The organism is Streptomyces sp. NBC_01089, from assembly GCF_045162975.1.
Taxonomy (GTDB): domain Bacteria; phylum Actinomycetota; class Actinomycetes; order Streptomycetales; family Streptomycetaceae; genus Streptomyces.
In genome coordinates this window covers 6,648,417-6,672,362 of the sequence record NZ_CP108660.1, presented here as the reverse complement: position 1 = coordinate 6,672,362, position 23,946 = coordinate 6,648,417, and the positions used below count along the sequence as shown (strand labels likewise).

General features: G+C 73.0%; 21 protein-coding genes, 1 pseudogene and 1 riboswitch. Of the genes and pseudogenes, 13 read left to right on the top strand and 9 right to left on the bottom strand.

Translation table 11 applies throughout. The features are described from left to right. Window positions 1-6 precede the first annotated feature (6 nt). The gene (amaP, locus tag OG510_RS29955; RefSeq protein WP_406140898.1) at window positions 7-585 is read left to right on the top strand and encodes an alkaline shock response membrane anchor protein AmaP; all 579 of its coding nucleotides are present in this window, start codon (window positions 7-9) and stop codon (window positions 583-585) included. Window positions 586-657: 72 nt separating this feature from the next. Here the strand turns inward: amaP and OG510_RS29950 are convergent, their stop codons facing one another. The 3 genes from OG510_RS29950 to OG510_RS29940 form a co-directional block, all read right to left on the bottom strand. Continuing rightward, window positions 658-1,449 (bottom strand): enoyl-CoA hydratase/isomerase family protein, encoded by a 792-nt coding sequence (locus tag OG510_RS29950; RefSeq protein ID WP_406140896.1) that lies wholly within the window; start codon window positions 1,447-1,449, stop codon window positions 658-660. 122 nt (window positions 1,450-1,571) lie between these two features. After that, window positions 1,572-1,793, bottom strand: coding sequence for a helix-turn-helix domain-containing protein (locus OG510_RS29945; RefSeq protein ID WP_006123601.1), 222 nt, complete (start codon window positions 1,791-1,793; stop codon window positions 1,572-1,574). 355 nt (window positions 1,794-2,148) lie between these two features. Beyond that, window positions 2,149-3,747 carry an ABC-F family ATP-binding cassette domain-containing protein gene (locus OG510_RS29940; protein WP_406140895.1) on the bottom strand — a complete coding sequence of 533 codons (1,599 nt, stop codon included), beginning with the start codon at window positions 3,745-3,747 and terminating at the stop codon, window positions 2,149-2,151. A gap of 204 nt (window positions 3,748-3,951) precedes the next feature. Here OG510_RS29940 and OG510_RS29935 point away from each other — a divergent pair, with 204 nt between their 5' ends. Next, window positions 3,952-4,347, top strand: coding sequence for a VOC family protein (locus tag OG510_RS29935; protein ID WP_406140893.1), 396 nt, complete (start codon window positions 3,952-3,954; stop codon window positions 4,345-4,347). Window positions 4,348-4,432: 85 nt separating this feature from the next. On the opposite strand, the gene OG510_RS29930 is transcribed toward OG510_RS29935, so the two are convergent. The 3 genes from OG510_RS29930 to OG510_RS29920 all read right to left on the bottom strand — a co-directional run bounded on the left by OG510_RS29930 (window position 4,433) and on the right by OG510_RS29920 (window position 7,809). Then, window positions 4,433-5,809 carry a hypothetical protein gene (locus OG510_RS29930; protein ID WP_406140891.1) on the bottom strand — a complete coding sequence of 459 codons (1,377 nt, stop codon included), beginning with the start codon at window positions 5,807-5,809 and terminating at the stop codon, window positions 4,433-4,435. 122 nt (window positions 5,810-5,931) lie between these two features. Then, complete coding sequence (locus tag OG510_RS29925) at window positions 5,932-7,059, bottom strand: alpha/beta hydrolase family protein (RefSeq protein WP_406140889.1); 1,128 nt, start codon at window positions 7,057-7,059, stop codon at window positions 5,932-5,934. 66 nt (window positions 7,060-7,125) lie between these two features. Continuing rightward, complete coding sequence (locus OG510_RS29920) at window positions 7,126-7,809, bottom strand: class II aldolase/adducin family protein (RefSeq protein ID WP_406140888.1); 684 nt, start codon at window positions 7,807-7,809, stop codon at window positions 7,126-7,128. 302 nt (window positions 7,810-8,111) lie between these two features. On the opposite strand from OG510_RS29920, the gene OG510_RS29915 reads away from it, so the two are divergent. From OG510_RS29915 to OG510_RS29885, 7 genes are all read left to right on the top strand, one after another. Then, the gene (locus tag OG510_RS29915) at window positions 8,112-9,368 is read left to right on the top strand and encodes an anion permease (RefSeq protein WP_406140887.1); all 1,257 of its coding nucleotides are present in this window, start codon (window positions 8,112-8,114) and stop codon (window positions 9,366-9,368) included. Window positions 9,369-9,387: 19 nt separating this feature from the next. Beyond that, entirely contained in the window at window positions 9,388-9,651 is a 264-nt protein-coding gene (locus OG510_RS29910) for a hypothetical protein (protein WP_406140886.1), read from the top strand. 61 nt (window positions 9,652-9,712) lie between these two features. After that, window positions 9,713-9,854: riboswitch (cobalamin riboswitch) on the top strand. A gap of 121 nt (window positions 9,855-9,975) precedes the next feature. Next, the gene (locus OG510_RS29905) at window positions 9,976-10,905 is read left to right on the top strand and encodes a cobalamin biosynthesis protein (RefSeq protein ID WP_406140884.1); all 930 of its coding nucleotides are present in this window, start codon (window positions 9,976-9,978) and stop codon (window positions 10,903-10,905) included. Next, entirely contained in the window at window positions 10,902-12,491 is a 1,590-nt protein-coding gene (locus OG510_RS29900; RefSeq protein ID WP_406140883.1) for a cobyric acid synthase, read from the top strand. Before OG510_RS29905 ends, OG510_RS29900 begins: the two co-directional genes overlap by 4 nt. Further along, on the top strand, window positions 12,488-14,545 hold the full coding sequence (locus tag OG510_RS29895; RefSeq protein ID WP_406140881.1) for a putative cobaltochelatase: 2,058 nt from the start codon (window positions 12,488-12,490) through the stop codon (window positions 14,543-14,545). Before OG510_RS29900 ends, OG510_RS29895 begins: the two co-directional genes overlap by 4 nt. Then, complete coding sequence (gene cobO / locus OG510_RS29890) at window positions 14,545-15,141, top strand: cob(I)yrinic acid a,c-diamide adenosyltransferase (protein WP_406140880.1); 597 nt, start codon at window positions 14,545-14,547, stop codon at window positions 15,139-15,141. The genes OG510_RS29895 and cobO overlap by 1 nt, the downstream gene beginning before the upstream one ends. Beyond that, window positions 15,135-16,586 carry a cobyrinate a,c-diamide synthase gene (locus tag OG510_RS29885; RefSeq protein ID WP_406140878.1) on the top strand — a complete coding sequence of 484 codons (1,452 nt, stop codon included), beginning with the start codon at window positions 15,135-15,137 and terminating at the stop codon, window positions 16,584-16,586. The genes cobO and OG510_RS29885 overlap by 7 nt, the downstream gene beginning before the upstream one ends. A gap of 53 nt (window positions 16,587-16,639) precedes the next feature. Here the strand turns inward: OG510_RS29885 and OG510_RS29880 are convergent, their stop codons facing one another. Beyond that, window positions 16,640-17,362 carry a ZIP family metal transporter gene (locus OG510_RS29880; RefSeq protein ID WP_164266110.1) on the bottom strand — a complete coding sequence of 241 codons (723 nt, stop codon included), beginning with the start codon at window positions 17,360-17,362 and terminating at the stop codon, window positions 16,640-16,642. A gap of 121 nt (window positions 17,363-17,483) precedes the next feature. Between OG510_RS29880 and OG510_RS29875 the strand changes: the two are divergent. After that, window positions 17,484-17,924 (top strand): annotated as a pseudogene (locus tag OG510_RS29875) (cobalamin biosynthesis protein); the annotation flags it as partial. 40 nt (window positions 17,925-17,964) lie between these two features. Next, window positions 17,965-19,065, top strand: coding sequence for an Rv2231c family pyridoxal phosphate-dependent protein CobC (gene cobC / locus OG510_RS29870; protein WP_406140876.1), 1,101 nt, complete (start codon window positions 17,965-17,967; stop codon window positions 19,063-19,065). A gap of 209 nt (window positions 19,066-19,274) precedes the next feature. Here the strand turns inward: cobC and OG510_RS29865 are convergent, their stop codons facing one another. Then, the gene (locus OG510_RS29865) at window positions 19,275-20,231 is read right to left on the bottom strand and encodes an SCO1860 family LAETG-anchored protein (RefSeq protein ID WP_406140874.1); all 957 of its coding nucleotides are present in this window, start codon (window positions 20,229-20,231) and stop codon (window positions 19,275-19,277) included. 370 nt (window positions 20,232-20,601) lie between these two features. After that, entirely contained in the window at window positions 20,602-21,696 is a 1,095-nt protein-coding gene (locus OG510_RS29860) for an amidohydrolase family protein (RefSeq protein ID WP_406140873.1), read from the bottom strand. 104 nt (window positions 21,697-21,800) lie between these two features. Here OG510_RS29860 and OG510_RS29855 point away from each other — a divergent pair, with 104 nt between their 5' ends. Next, window positions 21,801-22,919, top strand: coding sequence for a pyridoxal-phosphate-dependent aminotransferase family protein (locus tag OG510_RS29855; RefSeq protein WP_406140871.1), 1,119 nt, complete (start codon window positions 21,801-21,803; stop codon window positions 22,917-22,919). 467 nt (window positions 22,920-23,386) lie between these two features. Further along, window positions 23,387-23,917, top strand: a complete 531-nt coding sequence (gene ectA / locus OG510_RS29850; RefSeq protein ID WP_406140870.1) for a diaminobutyrate acetyltransferase — start codon at window positions 23,387-23,389, stop codon at window positions 23,915-23,917. Window positions 23,918-23,946 lie beyond the last annotated feature (29 nt).

Sequence of the window (23,946 nt, the reverse complement as noted above, 5' to 3'; positions counted from 1 at the left end):
GTGGCGATGCTGAAGACGGTCAACCGGGTCCTGCTCACCCTCGCCGGACTGGTGCTGCTCTGCCTGGGTGGAGCGGTGCTGGCGGCGGGGCTCAATCTCTCCGTCCCGTCGTGGTGGCCCTGGAGCGGGCCGCACGACGTCCTGCTCAGCACCGCCCGCCGTACCAAGTGGCGCGGCGACAGCTGGTGGTGGCCGGTGGTCATCGCCGCGCTCGCCGTCATCGTGCTGCTCGCGCTCTGGTGGCTCCTCGCGCAACTGCGCCGCGCGCGTCTGTCCGAGGTGCTCGTGGACAGCCGCGACGGTGACGGAGCGCGGCTCAGGGGCCGGGCGGTGGAGAACGTACTGGCGGCCGAGGCCGAGTCGCTGCCCGGCGTCGACCGTGCGGCGGTCAGGCTGACCGGCCGGCGCACCTCCCCTTCGGCCCGGATCGGGATGGCGCTCTCGGCGCACTCCGAACCGGTTTCGACGCTCTCGGGTCTCACCACCGGGGCCCTGGCACACGCCCGTGAATCGGCGGGGCTTGCCGAACTTCCCGCCGAGGTCCGGCTGCGCGCGGTGAAACACCGCGCACGCCGGGTGTCCTGAGCGCAGGCCCCACGCGGCCGGGCCGCCGTCAGGGCGTCGGGCACTGAGGCAGTCAGGCAGGCAGACAGACAGTCAGTCGGACAGGCCCGCCAGGTCACGCAGCCTGCGGGCCTGTCCGGCGCGCTCGGCGGTGCGCTGTTCCTCGTACGTACGGTCCGCCGCCCCGAGCAGCAGCGCCTTGGTCTCGATGACCGCGTCGCGGGGGGCGGCGAGCAGGGCGGACGCCAGGTCGGCGACCGTGCCGTCGAGCTCGTCGGCGGGGACGGCCAGATTGGCCAGGCCCGTACGGACGGCTTCCTCGGCGTGCACGAACCGGCCGGTGGCGCAGATCTCCAGCGCCCGGGCATAGCCGACGAGCCCCACCAGCGGATGCGTGCCGGTGAGGTCGGGGACGAGCCCGAGACTGGTCTCGCGCATGGCGAACTGCACGTCATCGGCGACGACCCGCAGGTCACAGGCGAGGGCGAGCTGGAACCCGGCACCGATCGCATGGCCCTGGACAGCGGCGATGGTGATCAGGTCGGTACGGCGCCACCAGGTGAACGCCTCCTGGTATTCGGCGATGGCCGCGTCGAGCGAGGCATCGTCACCGCGTGCCAGATCGAGGAAGGACGGCTCTCCGTCGAAACCCTCAGGCGTGAACGCCTGCCGGTCCAGGCCGGCGGAGAAGGACTTGCCCTCACCGCGCAGCACCACGACGCGGACACTGCCCGGCAGTGACCGTCCCGCTTCTGTCAACGCCCGCCACAGAGCGGGAGACTGGGCGTTGCGCTTCGCGGGGTTGGCCAGTGTCACCGTGGCAACCGCGTCCTCGACGGCAAGCCGTACGCCGTCCTTGTCGAACACGTAGTCGAGCGAGGTCATGGGGTCTCCGGTTCGGTGCAGACGGTTAAGTGACTGCACAGTAACCACCCTGCCGGCTGGTCGACCGACCGGGTGGCCACCATGGTGAACCGGTGAATCCAGAACCGGGCCTCTTGGCCCTGTCAGGCCGAAGCGGCCTTCTTGCCTCGCGTTGCTCCGCCGCGTCCTCGCAGCGTCACACCGGATTCACTGAGCATCCGATGGACGAAGCCGTAGGAACGGCCCGTCTCCTCGGCCAGTGCCCGGATGCTCGCACCGGAGTCGTATTTCTTCTTCAGGTCTGCCGCGAGCTTGTCACGCGCGGCGCCGGTAACCCGGCTGCCCTTCTTCAGAGTCTCGGCCACCCGTGCCTCCTCAAGGAAGTGCGCTCTGGACTCTCATGATCACCCCTCCCGGCCTTCCTGGCCACCCATTCGGCAAGGTCTGTACCGGAGGGATTTCCGCGTCCCGGCTCACTACGCGGACCGGATCGCCGCATTCCGGCAGCGGCGGAACGCGCACAGGACCGCCGCTGAGCGCGAAAGCGCTGGTCAGCGACGGTCCTGTGCAAGGAGCCCGGTGCGGTCCCGCGCCGAGCCCGCCGGACGGGCGGCGGGCGGGGGACACGCCGGGGTACGAGAGCGGCTCACTCAGATGAAGGATCACCCGTAAGCCGAATGATCCATTCGCAGTGGATCAGGCGAGGGATCAGGCGCTGGATCAGGCCAGTGCGACCAGGTCCGCGTAGTCCGGACCCCACAGGTCCTCGACGCCGTCAGGCAGCAGGATGATCCGCTCCGGCTCCAGCGCGTGCACCGCGCCCTCGTCGTGGGTGACGAGGATGACGGCGCCCTTGTAGGTGCGCAGAGCGCCGAGGATCTCCTCGCGGCTGGCCGGGTCGAGGTTGTTGGTGGGCTCGTCGAGGAGCAGCACGTTGGCCGACGACACGACGAGGGTGGCCAGCGCCAGCCGGGTCTTCTCACCGCCGGAGAGCACCCCGGCGGGCTTGTCGACGTCGTCGCCCGAGAAGAGGAACGAGCCGAGTGTCTTGCGGACCTGCACCAGATCGAGATCGGGTGCGGCGGAGCGCATGTTCTCCAGGACCGAGCGGTCGGGGTCCAGCGTCTCGTGCTCCTGGGCGTAGTAGCCCATCTTCAGGCCGTGGCCCTCGATGACCTCACCGGTGTCGGGCTTCTCGGCGCCGGCGAGCAGCTTGAGCAGCGTGGTCTTGCCCGCGCCGTTGAGGCCGAGGATAACGACGCGGGAACCCTTGTCGACGGCGAGGTCGACATCGGTGAAGATCTCCAGCGAGCCGTACGACTTGGACAGGCCCTCCGCCATGAGCGGGGTCCTGCCGCACGGCGCCGGGTCGGGGAAGCGCAGCTTGGCGACCTTGTCGGAGACACGGACGGCCTCCAGGCCGGCGAGCAGCCGGTCCGCGCGCTTGGCCATGTTCTGCGCGGCGACGGTCTTGGTCGCCTTGGCGCGCATCTTGTCGGCCTGCGAGTTGAGGGACGCGGCCTTCTTCTCGGCGTTCTGGCGCTCGCGCTTGCGGCGCCTCTCGTCGGCCTCGCGCTGCTGCTGATAGAGCTTCCAGCCCATGTTGTAGACGTCGATCCGGGTGCGGTTGGCGTCCAGGTAGAAGACCTTGTTGACCACCGTCTCGACCAGCTCTTCGTCGTGGGAGATCACGACGAAGCCGCCGCGGTAGTTCTTCAGGTACTCGCGCAGCCAGACGATGGAGTCCGCGTCGAGGTGGTTGGTGGGCTCGTCGAGGAGCAGGGTGTCGGCGTCCGAGAAGAGGATCCTGGCCAGCTCGACCCGGCGGCGCTGACCACCGGAGAGCGTGTGGAGCGGCTGGCCGAGCACCCGGTCGGGCAGCCCGAGCGCGGCGGCGATGGTGGCCGCCTCCGCCTCGGCGGCGTACCCGCCCTTGGTGAGGAACTCGGTCTCCAGGCGCTCGTACTTCTTCATCGCCTTCTCGCGGGTCGCGCCCTGGCCGTGCGCCATGCGCTCCTCGTTCTCGCGCATCTTGCGCAGGACGGAGTCGAGGTCACGGGCGGAGAGGATGCGGTCGCTGGCGAGGACGTCGAGGTCGCCGGTGCGGGGGTCCTGCGGGAGGTAGCCGACCTCGCCCGAGCGGGTGATGGTGCCCCCCGCGGGGACGCCTTCACCGGCAAGGCACTTGGTGAGCGTGGTCTTGCCCGCTCCGTTGCGGCCGACGAGGCCGATGCGGTCGCCCTTGGCGATACGGAAGGAGGCGGACTCGATGAGGATGCGGGCGCCGGCGCGCAGCTCGATGCCGGAAGCGGTGATCACGGAAAAACTCCAGGGCGGTATGGACGGCGGAAGGGCAGGCGGAGGGTTGCTTCGACGCCGGCTAATGCACAAGGAGAAATGCCATGCGGCCCAGTCTAACGGTGCCGCGCGGGCACTCTGTCGGTGCCCGGTGCCAGACTGGGAGAGCACCGCACACAAGAAGGACAAATCGGAAGCGTGAATCCGGCGGAAGGGTGCCCCGGCATGGTTGCCACGATCAGTCCGACGCTGCTGTACGACGACGCCAAGGCGGCCATCCGGCTGCTCAAGGACGCATTCGGCTTCAGGGAGGTCGCTGTCTACGAGGACGAGAGCGGCGCGGTCCTGCACGCCGAGCTGGCCTACGGCGACGGCATGGTGATGCTGGGCACCCGGGGCCGGGAGGGCGTCTTCGCCGAGGCGATGGCGAAGGGCGGCCCGGTGGGCGTCTATGTCGCCGTCGAGGACACGGACGCCCACCACCGGCAGGCCGTGGAGCACGGGGTGGAGATCCTGATGCCGCCGACCGACCAGGACTACGGCTCCCGCGACTACATGGCGCGCGACGCCGAGGGGAACATCTGGAGCTTCGGCACGTATGTGCCGGGCGGACCGGCCTGAGGGGGCGCCGTTCGCGGGGCCCCTGCACGCTTCTGGCGCAGGGGCCCCCGGGAGCAGCACCGTCCCGGCCGGTGCCGGGCCGCGCTCAGACGCCGCCGGTGTGCACCTGGAAGGCGGCCCGGCGCACCGCTTTGGCCAGGGCCGGGTCGGGGTGTGCGGCCGCCAGTGCCACCAGCACCTGCACCGTGCGCGGGTGCCCCACGGCCCGTACCTCTTCGAGCAGGGCGGGCACGGTGCCCTGGACCGCCGATTCCAGGTGGCGGACCAGCAGGGTGCTCTCCCCGTGGTCGGCGACGGCGGCCGCCGTGTCCACCCAGAGCCAGGTCGCCTCCTCACGGGTGAGCGCGTCGTGGGCGTCCTCGGGGTCGGCTCCCTCGTACTCCGCGAGCCAGAGCACGGCGTACGGCCGGAGCGAGGTCTCATCGGCCGCGCCCCGCACCGCGGCCTCCGCGGGCGCGCCGACCACCCGCAGCGCCTCGAAGGCGAGACCCCGCAGCAGCGCGTCCTCGCCGCGGGCCACGGCGAGCAGCTCGGTGACGGCGCTGCCCACGGTGCGGGCGGCCAGCCAGGCGCGGTACTCGGCGCGTGCCGGGCCGGGGGTCAGCTGCGCACAGCCGCGCAGCATGTCGTCGGCGCGCTGCTCGATGTTGCCCGCCGGGCTCTGCGCGGCGACACAGATCTGCTCCAGCTTGACCCAGACCGCCCAGTTGCCGAGCGGCGTCAGCGTCGCCTGGCCGGGCGCCAGCGTCAGCGCCCCGACGGCCGCCAGACCGCGCAGCGCCCAGTCGAGGAGCGCGGGCAGCGCGGGCAGTGGAATCGCCGCGGTGGGGGGCTCGGGCTGCGGCTGCGGGCCGTAGGGGACCTCGCAGCGCTCCTCGTGGAGTTCGGCGACGCGCTGCTGGAGCAGGTCGAGCAGGGCCGGCACGGTCACGGGCCCGGCGGAGAGCTGGAGGAGCGAGAGGACCTGCGGTACGGCCTCGACGACCTCGGCCACCGCGGTGGCCGGCACATCGGCCGCGGCCGGGTGGACGATCGACCAGGCGTCGAAGAGGGCGACCCAGCCGCGCAGCACCGCGCTGTCGTCACCGTCCCAGGCGCGCAGCCGCCAGCCGGGGCGGGCGATGTCCCCGTGCACTTCGACGAGTCCGGCGAGGCGGGCGCGGTCCCAGCCCGCGCGGACCGCCTCCGGGGTCAACGCGAGGGCGCGTACGGCGTGTTCGGTGGCGGGTGCGGCGAGCGCCCCGCCCCGCACCGGCCGGGCGTCCCCCGCCCAGCGGGCGATCCGGACGGCGTCGGCGAGGACCGCCCTGGCCTGGCGGGCCAGCTCGGCCGGGGCCGGGGTACCGGCGGGCGGGCGCGGGGCGGGGCGGATGGGCCGGTTGCTCACGACACGGCGGGCCGTGACCAGAGGTCGGGGGCGGACGAGGCGGAGTCTGGAGTCGCGCGGGTTACGGGACGTCACGGGGAGCAGTCTTGCCTCTGACGGGCCGAAAGCCCAAACGGAACCCCTCGCTACAGGTTGACGCAGGGCGTACGGGGGCGGACCTCCATGCCCTGGGACCTGTCCGGGTGCCGTACGGGGTGCTACATGAGCGGGGTCAGGAAGCGCCGCATGGCCTCTTCGTAGGCGGCGGGATCCGCGTTCCACATGGCCCCGTGCGGGGCGCCCGTCACGGTCCGCAGCTCCACCAACGTCGGCTTGTCCGCGGCGAGTTCGACGGAGCGCTGCCAGGAGGCCACCCGGTCGTCGGGGCCGTGGAAGATCAGGGTGGGCACGGTCAGCGCCCGGGGGTCGGCGGCGGCGCGCAGCCGGTCGCCGTTGACACCGGTACGCCCCTGGGCGGCCCGCACCACGAGGGGCCGCAGGACGGCCGGGGTGCGCCGGGCCGAGGCCAGCGCGCCGACGGTGGCCTCCCAGTCGAGCACCGGGGAGTCGAGCACCAGGCCGCTGATGCGGTCGCGCATCCCCGAGCCGGCCGCGGCGTGCAGGGCCATGGCGGCGCCGGTGGACCAGCCGTGCAGGATGACGTGCTCGGCGCCGTAGCGGACGGCGTAGCGGATGGCCGCGTCCAGGTCGCGCCACTCGGACGCGCCGAGGTGACCCAGGCCGTCGGGGGACGCGGGGGCGCCGGTGTCCCCGCGGTAGGAGATGTCGAGGACCGGGAACTGCTGCTCGTGCAGGAAGCCCAGGACGTTCATGGGGTGCTCCCTGCCGGTCCCCCGGCCGTGCACCGTGATCACCCAGGTGGGGCGGGGGCCGGGCACGAACCAGGCGGGAGAGGAGCCGAGTTCACCGGGGATGTCCACGTCGGCGTGGTCGATCCCGAGCGCGGAGCGCGGGTCTCCCACGTACACCTGCGGGGTGAGTCTGGCCTTGGTGCCGGGGCCGAGCGTGCCGTAGGTGACGCGGTCGAGGCGGCGCACGACGGTGTCGGCGGTCTCGGAGCCGCCGTCGATCACCGGTCCGACGACGGCGTGGACCCCGGGGCCCTCCAGCCCGTACACACCGGGGCGCAGCGAGGCCAGGCACCGGGTGAGGGTGACCCGGCCGGGGGCCGTGGCGTGGACGGAGAGCCGGGGTTCGGCGGGCAGGGCCCGGCCGTGCGGCGCCCTGAGCGCGGCGTCGGCGGCGAGCCGGGCGGCCGCCGCTGCGGCCGCGCCGACGCCGATCAGAGTGGTGACGGCCGTTGCCGTCGCGGTTGCCGGGCGCACTCCTCCAGTGTCGGTGGGGGCGGGCCCGGCTGCCAGCCGACCGGAGCAAACGTGGGCGGACGCGCCCTAGCCGTTCTGGCCGTATCCCCTGAGCTTCTCGGTGGCGGCGGCCAGCTGTTCCGGCGAGAGCAGGGACGGTGTGCGGCCCGGCACGGCGGACGCGGTGAGCCAGAGCCGGCACATCCACTCCAGCTGGGCGGTGCGGTCGTACGCCTGGTCGAGTGAGCTGCCGTAGGTGACGGTGCCGTGGTTCTGGAGGAGGCAGCCCGAGCGGTCCGTGAGGGCGGTGAGCATGTTCGCCGCCAGCTCGTCGCTCCCGTAGAGCGCGTACGGGGCGACCCGCACCTGGCCGCCCAGCGCGGCGGCCATGTAGTGGACGGCGGGCAGCTCGGGGACGAGCAGCGAGACCGCCGTCGCGTGCACCGCGTGGGTGTGGACCACGGCGGTGGCGCTGGTGGCGCGGTGGACGGCGAGGTGCAGCGGCAGTTCGCTGGTCGGCTTCAGCTCGCCGAGCACCTGGCGGCCGTCCAGGTCGACGGCGACCGTGTCGTCCGGGCCGAGCTTCTCGTACGGCACTCCGCTCGGCGTGACCAGGATCAGCTCGCCGCAGCGGACCGAGACATTGCCCGATGTGCCGACGACCAGCCCTTCGGACGCGGTCCTGCGGGCGGTGGCGACGACATCGTGCCAGGCCCTCGCGAGCGGACCGGTCCCCTCGACGCTCAGCTCATGGGTCTCGTCGGACGCCACTGCCTCTCCCCCATCACATCTGTCCCGCCCGGCCGGCCCGGGGCCGCCCCGGGCATCCGGTGCCCGGTCCACGCGATGATGCCAGGCCCCCTGGCGCCCCGGTACGCCGCCGCGGCCCCGCGGGAAGCACGCCCCGCGGGAAGCACGCCCGGCGGGAAGCACGCCCGGCGGGAAGCGCCCCGCGGAAGGCGGAACGGGCGCGTCCGGGCAGGGTCACCACAGCGCCCGGCCCAGTTCATCTTCCGTTCACCCGGGTTGCCTACGTTCATCTCGTCAATGACCTCGAACGATTGCCCAGGTAAATGGAACACTTGACCCTGCTCCTTGGGATCGTGATCATTACCGCTCTCGTGTTCGACTTCACGAACGGTTTCCACGACACGGCCAACGCGATGGCGACGACCATCTCGACCGGCGCTCTCAAACCGAAGACCGCGGTGGCCATGTCCGCCGCGCTCAACCTTGTCGGGGCTTTCCTGTCCGTCGAGGTCGCCAAAACGATCTCCGGCGGGATCATCAATGAACAGGGCATCACCACCGAGGTGATCTTCGCGGCACTCGTCGGTGCCATCCTCTGGAACCTGCTGACCTGGCTGCTCGGTCTGCCGTCCAGTTCCTCCCACGCACTCTTCGGCGGGCTCATCGGAGCCACGCTGATGTCGGTCGGCTCGTCCGGTGTCAACGGCGACGTGGTCGTCACCAAGGTCCTGCTCCCCGCGGTCGCCGCACCGGTCGTCGCCGGTGTCGCCGCGCTGCTGGCCACCAGGCTGACGTACCGGATCGGCCGCCGTACGGACGAGAAGTCCACCGCCAAGGGCTACCGGGCCGGCCAGATCGCGTCCGCCGGTCTGGTCTCGCTGGCCCACGGCACCAACGACGCGCAGAAGACCATGGGCGTCATCACCCTCGCCCTGGTCACGGGCAAGGTCATCGCGCCCGGCTCGAACCCGCCCCTGTGGGTCATCGTCTCCGCCGGCACCGCCATCGCACTCGGCACCTACCTGGGCGGCTGGCGCATCATCAAGACCATGGGCAAGGGGCTCACCGAGCTGAGGCCGCAGCAGGGCTTCGCCGCCCAGACCGGTGCCGCGACCGTGATCCTGGCCTCATCGCACCTCGGCTTCTCGCTCTCCACCACCCAGGTCTGCTCGGGCTCCGTGATGGGCGCCGGACTCGGCCGCAAGGGCGGGGTGGTCCGCTGGTCGACCGCGACCCGGATGGCCGTCGCCTGGTGTCTGACCCTGCCCGCCGCCGCGGTCGTAGGCGCGGGCGCCGAGTTCCTGACCGGCCGCGGTCCCTGGGGTATCGGGGCCGTGGCCGTTCTGCTGGTCGCGGGCTCCGGTGTCATCTGGTCGCTGTCCCGCCGCACACCGGTCGACCGGCACAGCGTCACCCCCGACGAACCCGCCGCTGCGGACGAGCCCGCCGGGGTCGTCACCACCGCCATCGCGGCCGTCACCCCGCCGCCGGCCGGAGCGGCGGTCCCCGACGGTCTGCGGACCACCATCCCCGCACCGGGCGGCCCCGCACCGGAGCCGACCCGGCCCGCCACGGTCTGAAGGAGAAGGACACCGCACCATGGACATCGACTGGGCAGCTCTCGGCACCGTCTTCGGCGTCAGCCTGGTGGCGACCGTCGGTCTTGTGGGCCTGTTCACGCTCGGCGTGGTGGGCCTGGCACGCAAGCCCGCGCCGGAAGCAGGCACCGCCACCGCACCCGCCGCCGCGACACCCGCCGGTACGGGCCGTGGCCCGGTACCGGCCGCACGGGCCGGGGCCTACCTCTGCTTCGCTCTGTGCGCGGCGGCCGTGGCGTACGGGATCTATCTGATCGTCGCCTGACGGCCAGGGCCCGTGTGGGGCTCGGCACACTGTCCCGCCGCAGGTCAAGGGTGAGTTGACGGGTGTTCGCCGACCGTGGTGGACTGCCGGGGCCAATACGGCGGCAGGAGAGGAAGTCCGGTGCGAATCCGGCGCGGTCCCGCCACTGTCACCGGGGGTCGCACCCCGGGAGCCAGGAACTCTCACCGCCGGTCACGTCGAACCAGGGCGCGGACACCCTGAGTGAGGACTACGCCATGCGCGGCCGCCTGCTGCCCGAACCGCCCGGAGCCCCGGATGCGGCCGCTGTGAGAGCCCTTCGAGGCGTACCGGCCTGCTGACCCCATGCGTGCCGAGCGTGTCTTCGTGTACGGCGCCACCACGGGCCTCCTGGCAGACCTCCTTCTCGCCGACCCACGGCGCGGACATCCGGTCGCCGTTTTCGGGCGGGCCGCCGCCGCCGTGGAGCGCCGACTGTGGCGCGACCACCGAGGGTGGGGCGTCCTGCACACCGCGGTCTGCGCCGGGGGCGCGGTGGGCGCCGCCGTCCTGGCCGGACGTGCCGTACGCGGCCGTGCCGCCGCAGGCGTCGCGCTGACCGCCGCCGCCACCTGGGCCGTCGTCGGCGGCACCTCGCTGGGGCGGGAAGCCCGCGCGGTGGGCGACGCGCTGGCCGCCGGTGACATCGAGGCGGCCAGGGAACGGCTGCCGCATCTGTGCGGGCGCGACCCGCAGGCGCTCGACGCCCAGCAGATCGCCCGGGCCGTCGTGGAGTCCGTGGCCGAGAACACCTCCGACGCCGTGGTGGGCGCCCTGGTGTGGGGCGCGCTGGCGGGGGTGCCGGGGCTCGTCGGGTTCCGTGCGGTGAACACCCTGGACGCGATGGTCGGCCACCGGTCGCCCCGGTATCTGCGGTACGGCTGGGCCTCGGCCAGGCTCGACGATCTGGCGGGCTGGCCGGGCGCCCGGCTCACCGCCGCACTCGCCGTGATCGCCGGCGGGGATCCGCTGGGCGCCGTCCGGGCCTGGCGGTCGGACGCGGGCGGCCACCCGAGCCCCAACGCGGGCCCGGTGGAGGCGTCGTTCGCAGGCTCCATCGGCGTACGGCTCGGCGGCACCCTCTCGTACGGCGGCCGGGCCGAGCACCGGGCGGTGCTCAACGGCGGCGGCCGGCCCGTGGACCACACGGACATCGAGCGCGCGGTGCGGCTGTCGCGCCGGGTGTCGCTGCTGGCGCTCGCGACAGCTCTCGTGGTGAGGAAGGTACGCGGATGAGTGGCGGACTGCTGGTGGCCGGAACGACGTCGGACGCCGGGAAGAGCGTGGTCACGGCGGGCATCTGCCGGTGGCTGGTGCGCCGGGGGGTGAAGGTCGCCCCCTTCAAGGCGCAGAACATGTCGCTCAATTCGTTCGTCACCCGCGAGGGCGCGGAGATCGGGCGGGCGCAGGCGATGCAGGCGCAGGCGGCGCGGGTCGAGCCCACCGCGCTGATGAACCCGGTGCTGCTCAAGCCGGGCAGCGACCGGTCGAGCCAGGTCGTGCTGATGGGGAAGCCGGTGGGCGAGATGAGCGCCCGCGGCTACCACGGCGGCCGGCAGGAGGCGCTGCTCGGCACGGTGACGGACTGTCTGGACCAGCTGCGCAGCACGTACGACGCGGTGATCTGCGAGGGAGCGGGCAGCCCCGCCGAGATCAATCTGCGGCGGACCGACATCGTCAACATGGGCATCGCGCGCGCCGCGCGGTTCCCGGTGGTCGTCGTCGGCGACATCGACCGGGGCGGGGTCTTCGCGTCGTTCTTCGGTACGACGGCGCTGCTGGCCGCCGACGACCAGGCGCTCGTCGCCGGGTATCTGGTCAACAAGTTCCGCGGCGACGTGTCCCTGCTCGAACCGGGCCTCGACATGCTCCAGGACCTGACCGGGCGGCGGACCTACGGGGTCCTGCCGTACGCGCACGGTCTCGGCATCGACGAGGAGGACGGGCTGCGGGTGTCGATGCGCGGCACGGTGCGCGAGCCCCCCGTGTCGGCGCCGTACGGGCAGGACGTGCTGCGGATCGCGGTGTGCGCCGTGCCGCTGATGTCGAACTTCACGGATGTGGACGCGCTGGCGGCCGAACCGGGCGTCGTGGTGCGGTTCGTGGACCGTGCGGAGGAGCTGGCGGACGCGGATCTGGTGATCGTGCCGGGGACCCGCGGCACGGTGCGCGCCCTGGAGTGGCTGCGGGAGCGCGGGCTCGCCGCCGCGCTGGCCCGGCGGGCCGCCGAGGGCCGGCCCGTGCTGGGCATCTGCGGCGGTTTCCAGCTGCTCGGCGAGCACATCGACGACACGGTCGAATCGCGCGCCGGGTCCGTGGACGGGCTCGGACTGCTGCCCGTGCGGGTGCGGTTCGCCGTGGAGAAGACCCTGGCGCGGCCGGCCGGCGAGGCGCTCGGGGAGCGTGTCGACGGGTACGAGATCCACCACGGGGTCGCCGATGTGCTGGGCGGCTCCCCCTTCCTGGACGGCTGCCGCGCCGGTTCCGTGTGGGGCACCCACTGGCACGGATCGCTGGAGAGCGACGGTTTCCGGCGGGCCTTCCTGCGCGAGGTCGCCGCTGTCGCCGGACGGCGTTTCGTACCGGCTCCCGACACCAGCTTCGGTGTGCTCCGCGAGGAGCAGCTGGACCGGCTGGGCGACCTCATCGAGGAACACGCGGACACCGACGGGCTGCTCGCGCTGATCGAGTCGGGCGCTCCGGCGGGGCTCCCCTTCGTACCACCGGGGGCACCGCCGGGCGCACCGCCGCGATCCGGACGCCGGCCCGTCACCGAACCCGAACCTGTCACCCGAGCATCCGAAGGAGTGATCCCGAAGTGACCACGCCCTACCCGTTCACCGCTGTCGTGGGCATGGACGACCTGCGTCTGGGGCTGCTGCTCAACGCGGTCAGCCCGGCAGTCGGCGGCGTCCTCGTGCGCGGTGAGAAGGGGACCGCGAAGAGTACGGCGGTGCGGGCCCTGTCCGCGCTGCTGCCCGCTGTCCCGGTGGTCCCGGGGTGCCGCTTCTCGTGCGACCCCGGCGCGCCCGACCCGGCGTGTCCCGACGGCCCGCACGAGTCCGCCGACGGCGTGTCACGCGACGCGCGCATGGTCGAACTGCCCGTCGGCGCCTCCGAGGACCGGCTGGTCGGCGCGCTGGACATCGAGCGCGCGCTGGCCGACGGCGTGAAGGCGTTCGAGCCGGGGCTGCTGGCCGACGCGCACCGCGGGATCCTCTACGTCGACGAGGTCAACCTGCTGCACGACCACTTGGTGGACCTGCTGCTCGACGCCGCCGCCATGGGTGCCTCGTACGTGGAGCGCGAGGGCGTCTCCGTACGGCACGCCGCGCGGTTCCTGCTCGTCGGCACGATGAACCCCGAAGAGGGCGAGCTGCGGCCGCAGTTGCTGGACCGCTTCGGGCTGACCGTGGAGGTCGCCGCTTCGCGCGACCCGGACCAGCGGGTCGAGGTGGTGCGCAGGAGGCTCGCGTACGACGACGACCCCGCCGGGTTCGCCGCCCGCTGGGCGGACGAGGAGAGCGAGCTGCGGGCGCGCATCGTGGCCGCGCGGGCGCTGCTGCCCTCCGTGCGTCTCGGTGATCCCGCGCTGCGGCAGATCGCCGCGACCTGTGCCGCCTTCGAGGTGGACGGGATGCGCGCGGACATCGTGATGGCGCGCACCGCGACCGCGCTGGCCGCCTGGGCGGGGCGTTCGGACGTCACGGCCGACGACGTACGGCAGGCGGCGCTGCTCGCGCTGCCGCACCGGCGCAGGCGCAATCCGTTCGACGCGCCGGGGCTCGACGAGGACAAGCTCGACGACACGCTGAACGAGTCCGCCGGGGAGTCCTCAGGGGACGGCGACGGCGGGGACGACGACGGTCCGGGGCCTGACGGCGGTGGCGGTGGCGGGCTGCCGCCGCAGCGTGACGGCGACGGCGGACCCGGCGACACGCCGCGGCAGCGGGAACCCGCGGGTGACGGGGCCGACACGCCCGCGCAGCAGCAGCCGGGCGAGAGCGCCCCCGCCGCGCCGGGCGGGGGCGGGGAGCAGGCGGCGGCGAAGGCGGCCGAGCCGTTCCGTACCCGGATGCTGAGCGTGCCCGGGCTCGGCGATGGGGCGGCCGGGCGCCGCTCCAGGGCCAGGACCGAGCACGGCCGCACCACCGGTTCGCGCCGGCCGCAGGGCGCCCTCACCAAGCTGCATCTGGCGGCGACGGTCCAGGCCGCCGCGCCGCATCAGCGGGCGCGCGGACGATCGGGCCGCGGTCTTGTGGTGCGCAGGGACGATCTGCGGCAGGCCACCCGTGAGGGCCGCGAGGGCAATCTGGTGCTCTTCGTGGTGGACGCCTCCGGGTCGATGGCGGCCAGGCAGCGGATGAGCGCGGTGAAGGGCGCCGTGCTCTCGCTGCTGCTCGACGCGTATCAGCGGCGCGACAAGGTGGGCCTGGTGACCTTCCGCGGGAAGGACGCGGAGATCGCGCTGCCGCCGACCTCTTCGGTGGACGCGGCGGCAGCCCGGCTCGACACCCTGCCGACCGGCGGGCGCACCCCGGTGGCCGCCGGGCTGCTGAAGGCCCATGAGGTGCTCAGGGTCGAGCGGATGCGGGACCCGTCGCGCCGGCCGCTGCTCGTGGTCGTCACCGACGGCCGGGCCACCGGCGGCCCGGATCCGGTGGCGCTGGCCGCGCGCGCCGCGCGGCTGCACGAGGCGGAGGGTGTCGCCTCGGTCGTCGTGGACTGCGAGACGGGTCCGGTCAGGCTGGGCCTCGCCGGAGAACTGGCGCAGCGGCTCGGCGGTACCGCGGTGACGCTGGACGAGCTGCGGGCCGAGAGCATCGCCGGGCTGGTCAAGGACGTACAGAGCACGTCATCGAGGAGGGCAGCGTAATGCCGCAGGGACAGCCGGCCACCGTGCCCGAGGACGGGCTCACCACCCGGCAGCGCCGCAACCGGCCGCTGACCATGGTGCATACGGGCATCGGGAAGGGGAAGTCGACCGCGGCCTTCGGGCTCGCGCTGCGCGGCTGGAATCAGGGCTGGCCCATCGGGGTGTTCCAGTTCGTGAAGTCCGCCAAGTGGAAGGTCGGCGAGGAGCGGGCGCTGCGGGTGCTCGGGGACAGCGGTGAGGGCGGCACGGTCGCCTGGCACAAGATGGGCGAGGGGTGGTCCTGGGTCCAGCGGGACATCGAGTCCAGCGAGGAGGCCGCCCGCGAGGGCTGGGAGCAGGTCAAGCGTGATCTCGCGGCGGAGAGCTACCGGCTGGTCGTGCTCGACGAGTTCGCGTACCCGATGCACTGGGGGTGGGTGGACACCGACGAGGTGGTCTCCGTGCTGCGGGACCGGCCCGGCACCCAGCATGTGGTGATCACCGGGCGGAACGCGCCGCAGCCGCTGCTCGACTTCGCCGACCTGGTGACCGACATGTCGAAGGTCAAGCATCCGATGGACGCGGGGCAGAAGGGCCAGAGGGGCATCGAGTGGTAGCCAGACTCGTGATAGCCGCGCCCTCGTCGGGGAGCGGCAAGACCACGGTCGCCACCGGCCTGATGGCCGCGTTCGCCGGGCGGGGACTCGCCGTGTCGCCGCACAAGGTGGGGCCCGACTACATCGACCCGGGCTACCACGCGCTGGCGACCGGCCGCCCCGGGCGCAATCTCGACGCGTACCTCTGCGGTACGGAGCTGATCGCGCCGCTCTTCGCACACGGCGCGGCCGGCGCGGATCTGGCGGTCGTCGAGGGCGTGATGGGGCTGTACGACGGGGCGGCGGGGCAGGGCGAGCTGGCGTCCACCGCGCAGGTCGCGAAGGTGCTTCGGGCGCCGGTGGTGCTGGTGGTCGACGCGTCGTCGCAGTCCAGGTCGGCGGCCGCGCTGGTGCACGGCTTCGCCTCCTGGGACCCCGGGGTGCGGATCGGCGGGGTGATCCTCAACAAGGTGGGCTCCGACCGGCACGAGGCGCTGCTCCGGGAGGCGCTGGACGAGTCGGGGGTGCCGGTGCTCGGGGTGCTCAGACGCACCGGGCAGGCGCAGACCCCGTCCCGGCATCTGGGTCTTGTACCGGTGGCGGAGCGGCGGCCCGACGCGGTGGGCGCGGTCGCGGCGATGGCGGAGCAGGTGCGGGCCGGGTGCGACCTGGAGGCGGTACTGGCGCTGGCGCGGAGCGCGCCGCCGCTGGAGACCGAGGCGTGGGACCCGCGGAGCGCCCTGGCCCCGGGCGGCGGCATGGACGGCGGCGGCGCGGGCTGTGGCGGCATGGGCAACGGCGGTGCGGACGGGGGCGACACGGGCGGCGGTGCGGGCTGGGGCGGTGCGGGCGCTGCCCGTGCCGGGCGCCCCGTCGTCGCCGTCGCGGGCGGGGCCGCGTTCTCCTTCTCGTACACCGAGCACACCGAGCTGCTCACCGCGGCGGGCGCCGATGTCGTCGGCTTCGACCCGCTGCACGACGAACGGCTCCCCGACGGCACCGCAGCACTCGTCATCGGCGGCGGTTTCCCCGAGGTGTACGGGCCCGAGCTGTCCGCCAACGAGCCGCTGCGCCGGGCCGTCGCGGAGCTGGCGGCGTCCGGCGCGCCGGTCGCCGCCGAGTGCGCCGGGCTGCTCTATCTGTCGCGTTCGCTCGACGGGCACCCGATGTGCGGTGTGCTGGACGCCGAGGCCCGGATGTCGGAGCGGCTGACGCTGGGCTACCGGGACGCCGTGGCCGTGTCGGACAGCTCGCTGGCACGGGCCGGGACCCGGCTGCGCGCCCATGAGTTCCACCGCACGGTCCTCGAACCCGGGGCGGGGGCCACGCCCGCGTGGGGTGTGCACCAGCCGGAGCGCCGGGTCGAGGGGTTCGTCCAGCGGGGTGTGCACGCGAGCTATCTGCACACGCACTGGGCCGCGCGGCCCGAGGTCGCCCGGAGGTTCACCGACGGGTGCGCGGGATGAGCAGCGGACCGGGGCGGGGAGCCGGGCCGGCACGGAAGCCGGTTCCCGGGCGGTCAGCCCGCGATACCCACCACCAGCCAGATGAACGCGACCCCCGCCACGGTGCAGAGCAGCGTGGAGCGGGCCGGGTGCTCGTGGTGCGCCTCGGGGAGGATCTCGGCGGCGGCGAGATAGAGCAGAACACCGCCGAAGAAGCCGAGATAGCAGCCGAGCGGCTGCTCCGGAAGAGTGAACAGCAGGGTCGAGGCGGCGCCCACCACGGGAGCCAGCGCGTCGGCGACCAGCATGGCGATCGCCTTGCGGCGCGCGTTCCCGTACAGGCTGGTCAGCGTGTACGTGTTGAAGCCGTCCGCGAAGTCATGGGTGACCACCGCGATGGCCACGGCCGCGCCCATCCCGTCGCCCACCTGGAAGGCGGCGCCGATCGCGACACCGTCCATCAGGCTGTGGCCGACCATCGCGGCCGCCGCCGTCAGCCCGACCTGCGGGACCCGCTCCTCCGCGGCCCCGTGTGCCGCCTGGCGCACCGCGAGCAGCCGCTCCACCAGGTGGGCGACGAGGAACCCGCCGACGAACAGCAGCAGCGCCGCAGGCACACCGAAGATCTCGCCGCCCGCCGCGCGCAGCGCCTCGGGCAGCAGGTCGAGACCGACCACGCCGAGCATCAGTCCGCCCGCCAGGCCCAGCACCAGATGACGCTTGTCGGTGACCCGCTGAGCGGTCCAGCCACCGACCAGCGTCATCAGGAACGCGCCGAGCGCGACGAAGACCGCCATGGGCTCTGCCTAGCTCATGACACCGGGGTCCCGCATGTCAACGTCTGAATCAGCCGATCCCGCTGCCGCGGCCCCAGCCCCAGCCCCAGCCCCAGCCCCAGCCCCAGCGCGCAACGGCCCGCCGGGCCCGCTCGTCGTGGGTGTCGGGGCCTCCCCCGGGGTCGGCGCCGACGAGGTGCTCGGGCTGATCGGGGACGTCCTGCGCGCCGCCGGTCTCTCGCCGCTCGATGTCGCCGAGCTGACGACCGTGGACGTCAGAGCCGGCGAACCGGGGCTGGTCGCCGCTGCCGTACGGCTCGGGGTGCCGCTGCGTCCGTACAGCGCGGCCGCGCTCGCCCTGATCGGGGTGCCGCATCCGTCGGACACCGCGCGGGCCGCGGTCGGCACCGCGTCGGTCGCGGAGGCGGCCGCGCTCGCGGGCGGCGGCGAACTGCTCGTCCCGAAGCGGAAGTCGGCGCCGCACGGCAGGCCGGCGATGGCGACCTGCGCGGTGGTGCGCCGGCGCGCACCGGGGCCACCGGGACCGGACCGCGGACGCCTGACGGCGGACACCGGCGGCCCGGCGGATCCGGGACCTCCACAACAGTCCCACTTTCACCCTGATGACGACGGGGACCACCTTCACCACCATGGCAGTCATGCGCACACACACTGACGTCCACGATCTACGGCACCACGGCGACGCGGAGGTACGGGACTGCGGTCCCGGCGGCCTCACCGACCTCGCGGTCAATGTCAGGGCGGGTACTCCCCCGCCCTGGCTCAGGGACCACATAGCGGGTTCGCTCGGCGGCCTGGCCGCGTATCCCGACGGGCGGGCCGCGAGAGCTGCGGTGGCCGCCAGACACGGGCTGCCGGTCGAACGGGTCCTGCTGACGGCGGGCGCCGCCGAGGCGTTCGTACTGATCGCCCGTGCCCTTCCGGTTCGCAGACCCGTGGTCGTGCATCCGCAGTTCACCGAACCGGAGGCGGCGCTGCGCGACGCCGGGCACACGGTGCGGCGGGTGCTGCTGCGCGCGGAGGACGGTTTCCGGCTGGATCCGGCTGCCGTCCCCGAGGCCGCGGACCTGGTGGTGGCCGGCAATCCGACCAACCCGACATCCGTACTGCATCCAGCCGGGACGCTCGCCTCGCTGGCGGCGCCGGGGCGGCTGCTGGTGGTCGACGAGGCGTTCATGGACGCGGTGCCCGACGAGCGCGAGTCGCTGGCCGACCGTACGGATGTGCCCGGCCTGATCGTCCTGCGCAGCCTCACCAAGACCTGGGGGCTCGCGGGGCTGCGGATCGGCTATGTGCTGGCCGAGCCGGAGACCGTGGAACTGCTGGAGCGTGCGCAGCCGCTGTGGCCGGTGTCCACTCCGGCGCTGGCAGCGGCCGAGGCGTGCTCGGCGGCGCCCGCGCTCGCCGAGGCCGCGCTCGCCGCGCACGCCATCGCCGCGGACCGGGCCCATCTGCTGGCCGGTCTCGCGGAGTTCGACGAGGTACGGGCGGTGGAGCCGGCCGCGGGTCCTTTCGTACTGATCCGGATGGAGCGTGCCGACGAGGTACGGGAGCGGCTGCGCCGGCTGGGCTTCGCGGCCCGCCGCGGTGACACCTTTCCGGGGCTCGGACCCGAGTGGCTGCGGCTCGCGGTACGGGACCGTGCGACCACCAACCGGTTCCTGCAGGCGCTCGACCAGGCACTGAGCGGAGTCACCGGCTGACACGGGGGGCCACCGGGCCGGGGACAGCGGCTGGGCGGCAAGCCGTCGGAACGGGACCGGGCAAGGGCACGAGCACAGTCACGAGCACGAGCCACGAGCACAGTCACGGGCACGGGCACTGGCACTGGCACGGACACAGGCACAGGCACAGGCCGGGGGCCGCACCCCTCGTCCGGTGCGGCCCCCTCCCCTCCCCCCTCTGCCCTGCGTCAGCCCTTGTTGCGGCTCCGTCCGCGCGCCAGCGCGAGCGCGCCGCCGCCCGCCAGCACCAGCGCCGCCGCGCCGCCCGCGATGTACGGAGTCGCCGAACTGCCCCCGGTCTCCGCGAGGTTCTCCTTCTCCGGGGCTGCCGCGGGCTTGGGGTGCGCCACGGTCTGCTCCTCGACCCCGGTCGCGGGCGTGGGCTTCGCCGGGCTCCCGCCCTGGTGGCTCGGCGGCGCGGCCTTCGGCGACTCACAGGTCGCCTGCGCGAGGGTGACCTCGCCCTGGACATCCGCGACGTTCAGCTTCAGCGGGTTCACGGACACCTTGAGCTGGAGCGCGGTGGCCGCGGCCGTACGGGATGTGGTGCTGGTCTTCGACAGGTTGAGCGTGACATCGCCGACGGCCGGCACATGGACCTGGGTGGTACCACCGGCGCTGAGCGTGATCCGCTTACCGAGCACGGTCACATGGCCGAGTACGTTCGACTCGGCGTGCGGCCGCTCACCGGCCTCGCAGACCGCCTTCGACGTCACCTTCTCGACCTCGATCAGCGACAGCAGCGGCAGCCCCGGGACATGGACCGACGCGCGGGCGACGTTCGCGTACCCCTCCGCCTTGTGCCGGTCGGCCGTCGCCCTGGCCGTGGCGACGTCGGCGCGCAGCAGACTGAACGGACGGCCCTTGTCGACCCCGTCCAGCTTCGCGGTCAGCGCGGTCTTGTCCGCGCTGGCCGGGGCCTGTACCTCGTTGAGCGCGACCGTGAGCGGCACATCGACGGTCTTGTTGAGCAGCGAGACATCGAGCCCGGTACGGAGCACGACAGCCGTCGCCTTTCCGGCACTGCCGGTGGTCGCCTGCGCGGGTGCGGCGGCGAGGAGCGCCGCGGGGCCCGCGGTCAGCCCGGCGGCCACGAGGACGGCGGCCGTACGGCGTGCGGGCATGCGGAAGGTGTTGCTGTTCAAGACGGTGGAACCCCCACAAGAGACATGACGTCGCCTGGGGCGCGTCCCACGGGGACTTCGTGGGTGCGCCGGCGACCGAGACACCGGAATCTTTACGCACTGTGGGTGAACGGTCAGCAACCTGACGTGAGTTCACTCCAAAGTGGCGTTTCCGCGTCTGCATTCGAATCCCGAGGCACGCGCGTTCCTCTGAACCCCCTGTTTCACCGCTCAGGGGTGGTACGCCGGTGCCCCCGCGGGGCGCGCACCAGGTGCTTCAACGAGTGCAGGACCCCGCACGTCACGCCCGGTCAAGCCCGCGCCCCGCGGACCGTCAACCGAGCGCCCGCGGCCTCCCCACATCACCGCCGCCCCGGACCACCGTCCCGCCTCAGGCCACCGCACGGCCGTCGATGACCACCCGGTGCGGCGCCCCCAGCACCCGTACGTCCTCCCGCGGGTCCTGCGTGTACACGACGAGGTCTCCCGGCGCCCCTTCGGTGAGCCCCGGCCTGCCCAGCCACTCCCTGGCACCCCAGGACGCCGCCGACAGCACGTCGGACACCGGGATGCCCGCCTTCACCAGCTCCGCCGCCTCCTCGGCGACCAGGCCGTGCGGCAGCGAGCCGCCCGCGTCCGTGCCGACATAGACCGGGATCCCCGCGTCATGGGCGGACCGCACGGTGTCGTACCGGCGCTCGTGCAGCCGCCTCATATGGGCCGACCAGCGCGGATACTTGGCGTCGCCACCCGCGGCGAGCTTGGGGAAGGTCGCGATGTTCACCAGCGTCGGCACGATCGCGACGCCCCGCTCGGCGAAGAGCGGCACGGTCTCCTCCGTCAGCCCGGTGGCGTGCTCGATGCAGTCGATCCCGGCCTCCACGAGGTCGCGCAGCGAGTCCTCGGCGAAGCAGTGCGCGGTGACCCTGGCGCCGAGCCTGTGCGCCTCGGCGATCGCCGCCTCCACCTCTCCGCGCGGCCAGCAGGCGGACAGGTCCCCGGTCTCCCGGTCGATCCAGTCGCCGACGAGTTTGACCCAGCCGTCGCCGTTGCGGGCCTCCCTGGCCACGTACTCGACGAGGTCCCCCGGCTCGATCTCATGCGCGTAGTTCCTGATGTACCGGCGGGTGCGCGCGATGTGCCGGCCCGCCCGGATGATCTTCGGGAGGTCGGGGCGGGCGTCGATCCACCGGGTGTCGGACGGGGATCCCGCGTCACGCAGCAGCAGCGCCCCCGCCTCCCGCTCGCCGAGGGCCTGCTGCTCGCTGGTCGCCCGGTCGACCGCCCCGTGCGCGTCGAGCCCGATGTGGCAGTGCGCGTCGACCAGCCCGGGCAGCACCCAGCCCCGCACGGTGACGGCCTCAGCGGCCGGGCGTACATAGGTGATCCGCCCGCCGACCACCCACAGCTCGTCCCTGACGTCGTCGGGCCCGACCAGCACCCGCCCCTTCACATGCAGCACCGTGTGATCGCTGTGATCGCTCATACGGCGAGCCTAACGACGGGACGGCGCCGGGCGGGAGGGGCCGGGATCCCCGCTCAGTACCATCGGACCGGCAGCCCGAACGAACTCGCGAAGAGAGCACCACCGTGACGCACCCCTTCCTCGACCTCGCCCCGCTCACCCCCGCGCACTTCGCCGCGATCGAGCGGCAGACGGCCTCGCTGCTCTCCACCCGGCAGGACGTCGTGATCACCCAGGGGGAGGCGCTGCTGCCGCTGGAGGGATGTATCCGCTCCGGCGCCCGGCCGGGCTCGACCGCGCTCAATGTGATCACCGGCCCCTACGGCCAGACCTTCGGCAACTGGCTGCGCGACTGCGGGGTCACCGTGGTCGACCTGGCCGTGCCGTTCCACACCGCGGTCACCGCGGCCCAGGTGCGCGAGGCGCTCGCCGCCCGTCCGGAGATCGACTTCGTCTCGCTGGTCCACGCGGAGGCGGCGACCGGCAACACCAACCCGGTCGCGGAGATCGGCGAGGTGGTACGGGCACACGGCGCGCTCTTCATGCTGGACGCGGTCGCATCGGTGGGAGCCGAGCCGCTGCTGCCGGACGCCTGGGGCGTGGACCTCTGTGTGATCGGCGCGCAGAAGGCGATGGGCGGCCCCGCCGGGGTGTCCGCGGTGTCCGTGAGTGAGCGGGCCTGGCAGCGGTTCGCGGAGAACCCGCAGGCCCCGCGCCGTTCGTACCTCTCGCTCCTCGACTGGAAGGAGCGCTGGATCGACACCGGCCGCACCGCGCTGCCGCACGCGCCCGCCCAGCTGGAGATGCTGGCGCTCGGCGCCTGTCTGGAGCGGATCGAGTCGGAGGGCCTCCCCGCGGTGATGGACCGGCACGCACGGGCCGCGGCGGCGACCCGGGCCGGTGCGCTCGCCCTGGGTGGCGGGCTGACGCCCTTCGTGCACGAGGCACAGGACGCGGCCCCGGTGGCCACCACACTCCGTACCCCGGCCGGGGTCGACGCGTCGGAGCTGGTCGCGAAGGCGCTGGCGGCCGACCCGACGCTGCCGCTGATCGCGGGCGGCGGGGCGCTGGCCGGCGAGATGGTGCGGATCAACCACTACGGCCCGGACGCCACTCAGGGCGTGGTCCACTCCTCGCTGGCGGCACTGGGTGCCGCGCTGGGCGATACGGCGGAGGGCGCTTCGGCAGCCGTGGACCTGGAGGCCGCACGGGCCGCGGTGTCGGAGGTCTGGCAGCGGGGCTGAGCCCTGAGCGCTCCGGGCCCGGACTCCGACCTCGGACCCGGGCCCGGGGCTCCCGGCTCCGGGCAGAGCACGGCAAGGCACCACGGCGCTGCACAGCACAATTGTGTGCGTCCGGTAACGGCTCGCACACAAGCGGTCGCGCACAGCTGTGCATTCAAGAATTGCAGAATGCAGAATTCCGGCTTTTACCAGTACAGCGCTCTGTATTCTTCTGCCCGCTTTCCCGGACCCTAAACGCAGGATTTTCAACAGGTCTCACCAGCGGTTTTCGGACACTCATCAGGAAGGTTACGCACATGTGACCGACCCCACAAGGCGGTCACTTTGCCCGATAATTCCGGGACAAATCATCCATATTCGCGACCACGAGAGCTTCGGTCCGCGCCCGCGCGATAGCATGGACGGCACTTTTGGCCAACCCTGCGCCAGAATGCATTTTTTGAATTTGCTGGGTAAATTTCCCTTACATGACCGCCGCGCAAGAAGACCTTGTACGTGCCCGTAGTGAATTCCAGGAGATAGACACCCCACGAGTGGAGGACGGGGCCGCGATCTGGCGTATCGCCCGCGACTCCGAGGTGCTGGACCTCAACTCCTCGTACAGCTACCTGCTGTGGTGTCGTGACTTCGCAGCGACCTCCGTGGTGGCGCGCGACACAGCCGGTGCCCCCATCGGCTTCGTCACCGGATACGTCCGTCCCGACCGTCCCGAAGCCCTCGTCGTCTGGCAGGTGGCCGTCGACCAGGCGTACCGCGGCCAGGGCCTCGCCGGTGTCCTGCTGGACGCGCTGATCGCCAAGGTCACCGCCAGGGGAGTGGTCCGGGAGCTCGAAACCACCATTTCTCCGGACAACACCGCGTCCGACCGCCTGTTCCGCTCGTTCGCAGAGCGTCACGGGGCGGCAGTGGAACGTGAAGTGCTCTTCGACGGCGGGCTGTTCCCCGAAGGGACGCACCAGCCGGAAGTGCTGTACCGCATCAGCCCCGTCTCGGCCTGACTGACATCCCTCACCCCAGGAGACTTGCT

Coding starts and splice junctions, on each gene's coding strand:
- amaP (WP_406140898.1), top strand. CDS start 7: ATGCTGAAGACGGTCAACCGGGTCCTGCTCACCCTCGCCGGACTGGTG.
- OG510_RS29950 (WP_406140896.1), bottom strand. CDS start 1,449: ATGACCTCGCTCGACTACGTGTTCGACAAGGACGGCGTACGGCTTGCC.
- OG510_RS29935 (WP_406140893.1), top strand. CDS start 3,952: ATGGTTGCCACGATCAGTCCGACGCTGCTGTACGACGACGCCAAGGCG.
- OG510_RS29915 (WP_406140887.1), top strand. CDS start 8,112: ATGGAACACTTGACCCTGCTCCTTGGGATCGTGATCATTACCGCTCTC.
- OG510_RS29910 (WP_406140886.1), top strand. CDS start 9,388: ATGGACATCGACTGGGCAGCTCTCGGCACCGTCTTCGGCGTCAGCCTG.
- OG510_RS29905 (WP_406140884.1), top strand. CDS start 9,976: ATGCGTGCCGAGCGTGTCTTCGTGTACGGCGCCACCACGGGCCTCCTG.
- OG510_RS29900 (WP_406140883.1), top strand. CDS start 10,902: ATGAGTGGCGGACTGCTGGTGGCCGGAACGACGTCGGACGCCGGGAAG.
- cobO (WP_406140880.1), top strand. CDS start 14,545: ATGCCGCAGGGACAGCCGGCCACCGTGCCCGAGGACGGGCTCACCACC.
- OG510_RS29880 (WP_164266110.1), bottom strand. CDS start 17,362: ATGGCGGTCTTCGTCGCGCTCGGCGCGTTCCTGATGACGCTGGTCGGT.
- cobC (WP_406140876.1), top strand. CDS start 17,965: ATGACGACGGGGACCACCTTCACCACCATGGCAGTCATGCGCACACAC.
- OG510_RS29860 (WP_406140873.1), bottom strand. CDS start 21,696: ATGAGCGATCACAGCGATCACACGGTGCTGCATGTGAAGGGGCGGGTG.
- ectA (WP_406140870.1), top strand. CDS start 23,387: ATGACCGCCGCGCAAGAAGACCTTGTACGTGCCCGTAGTGAATTCCAG.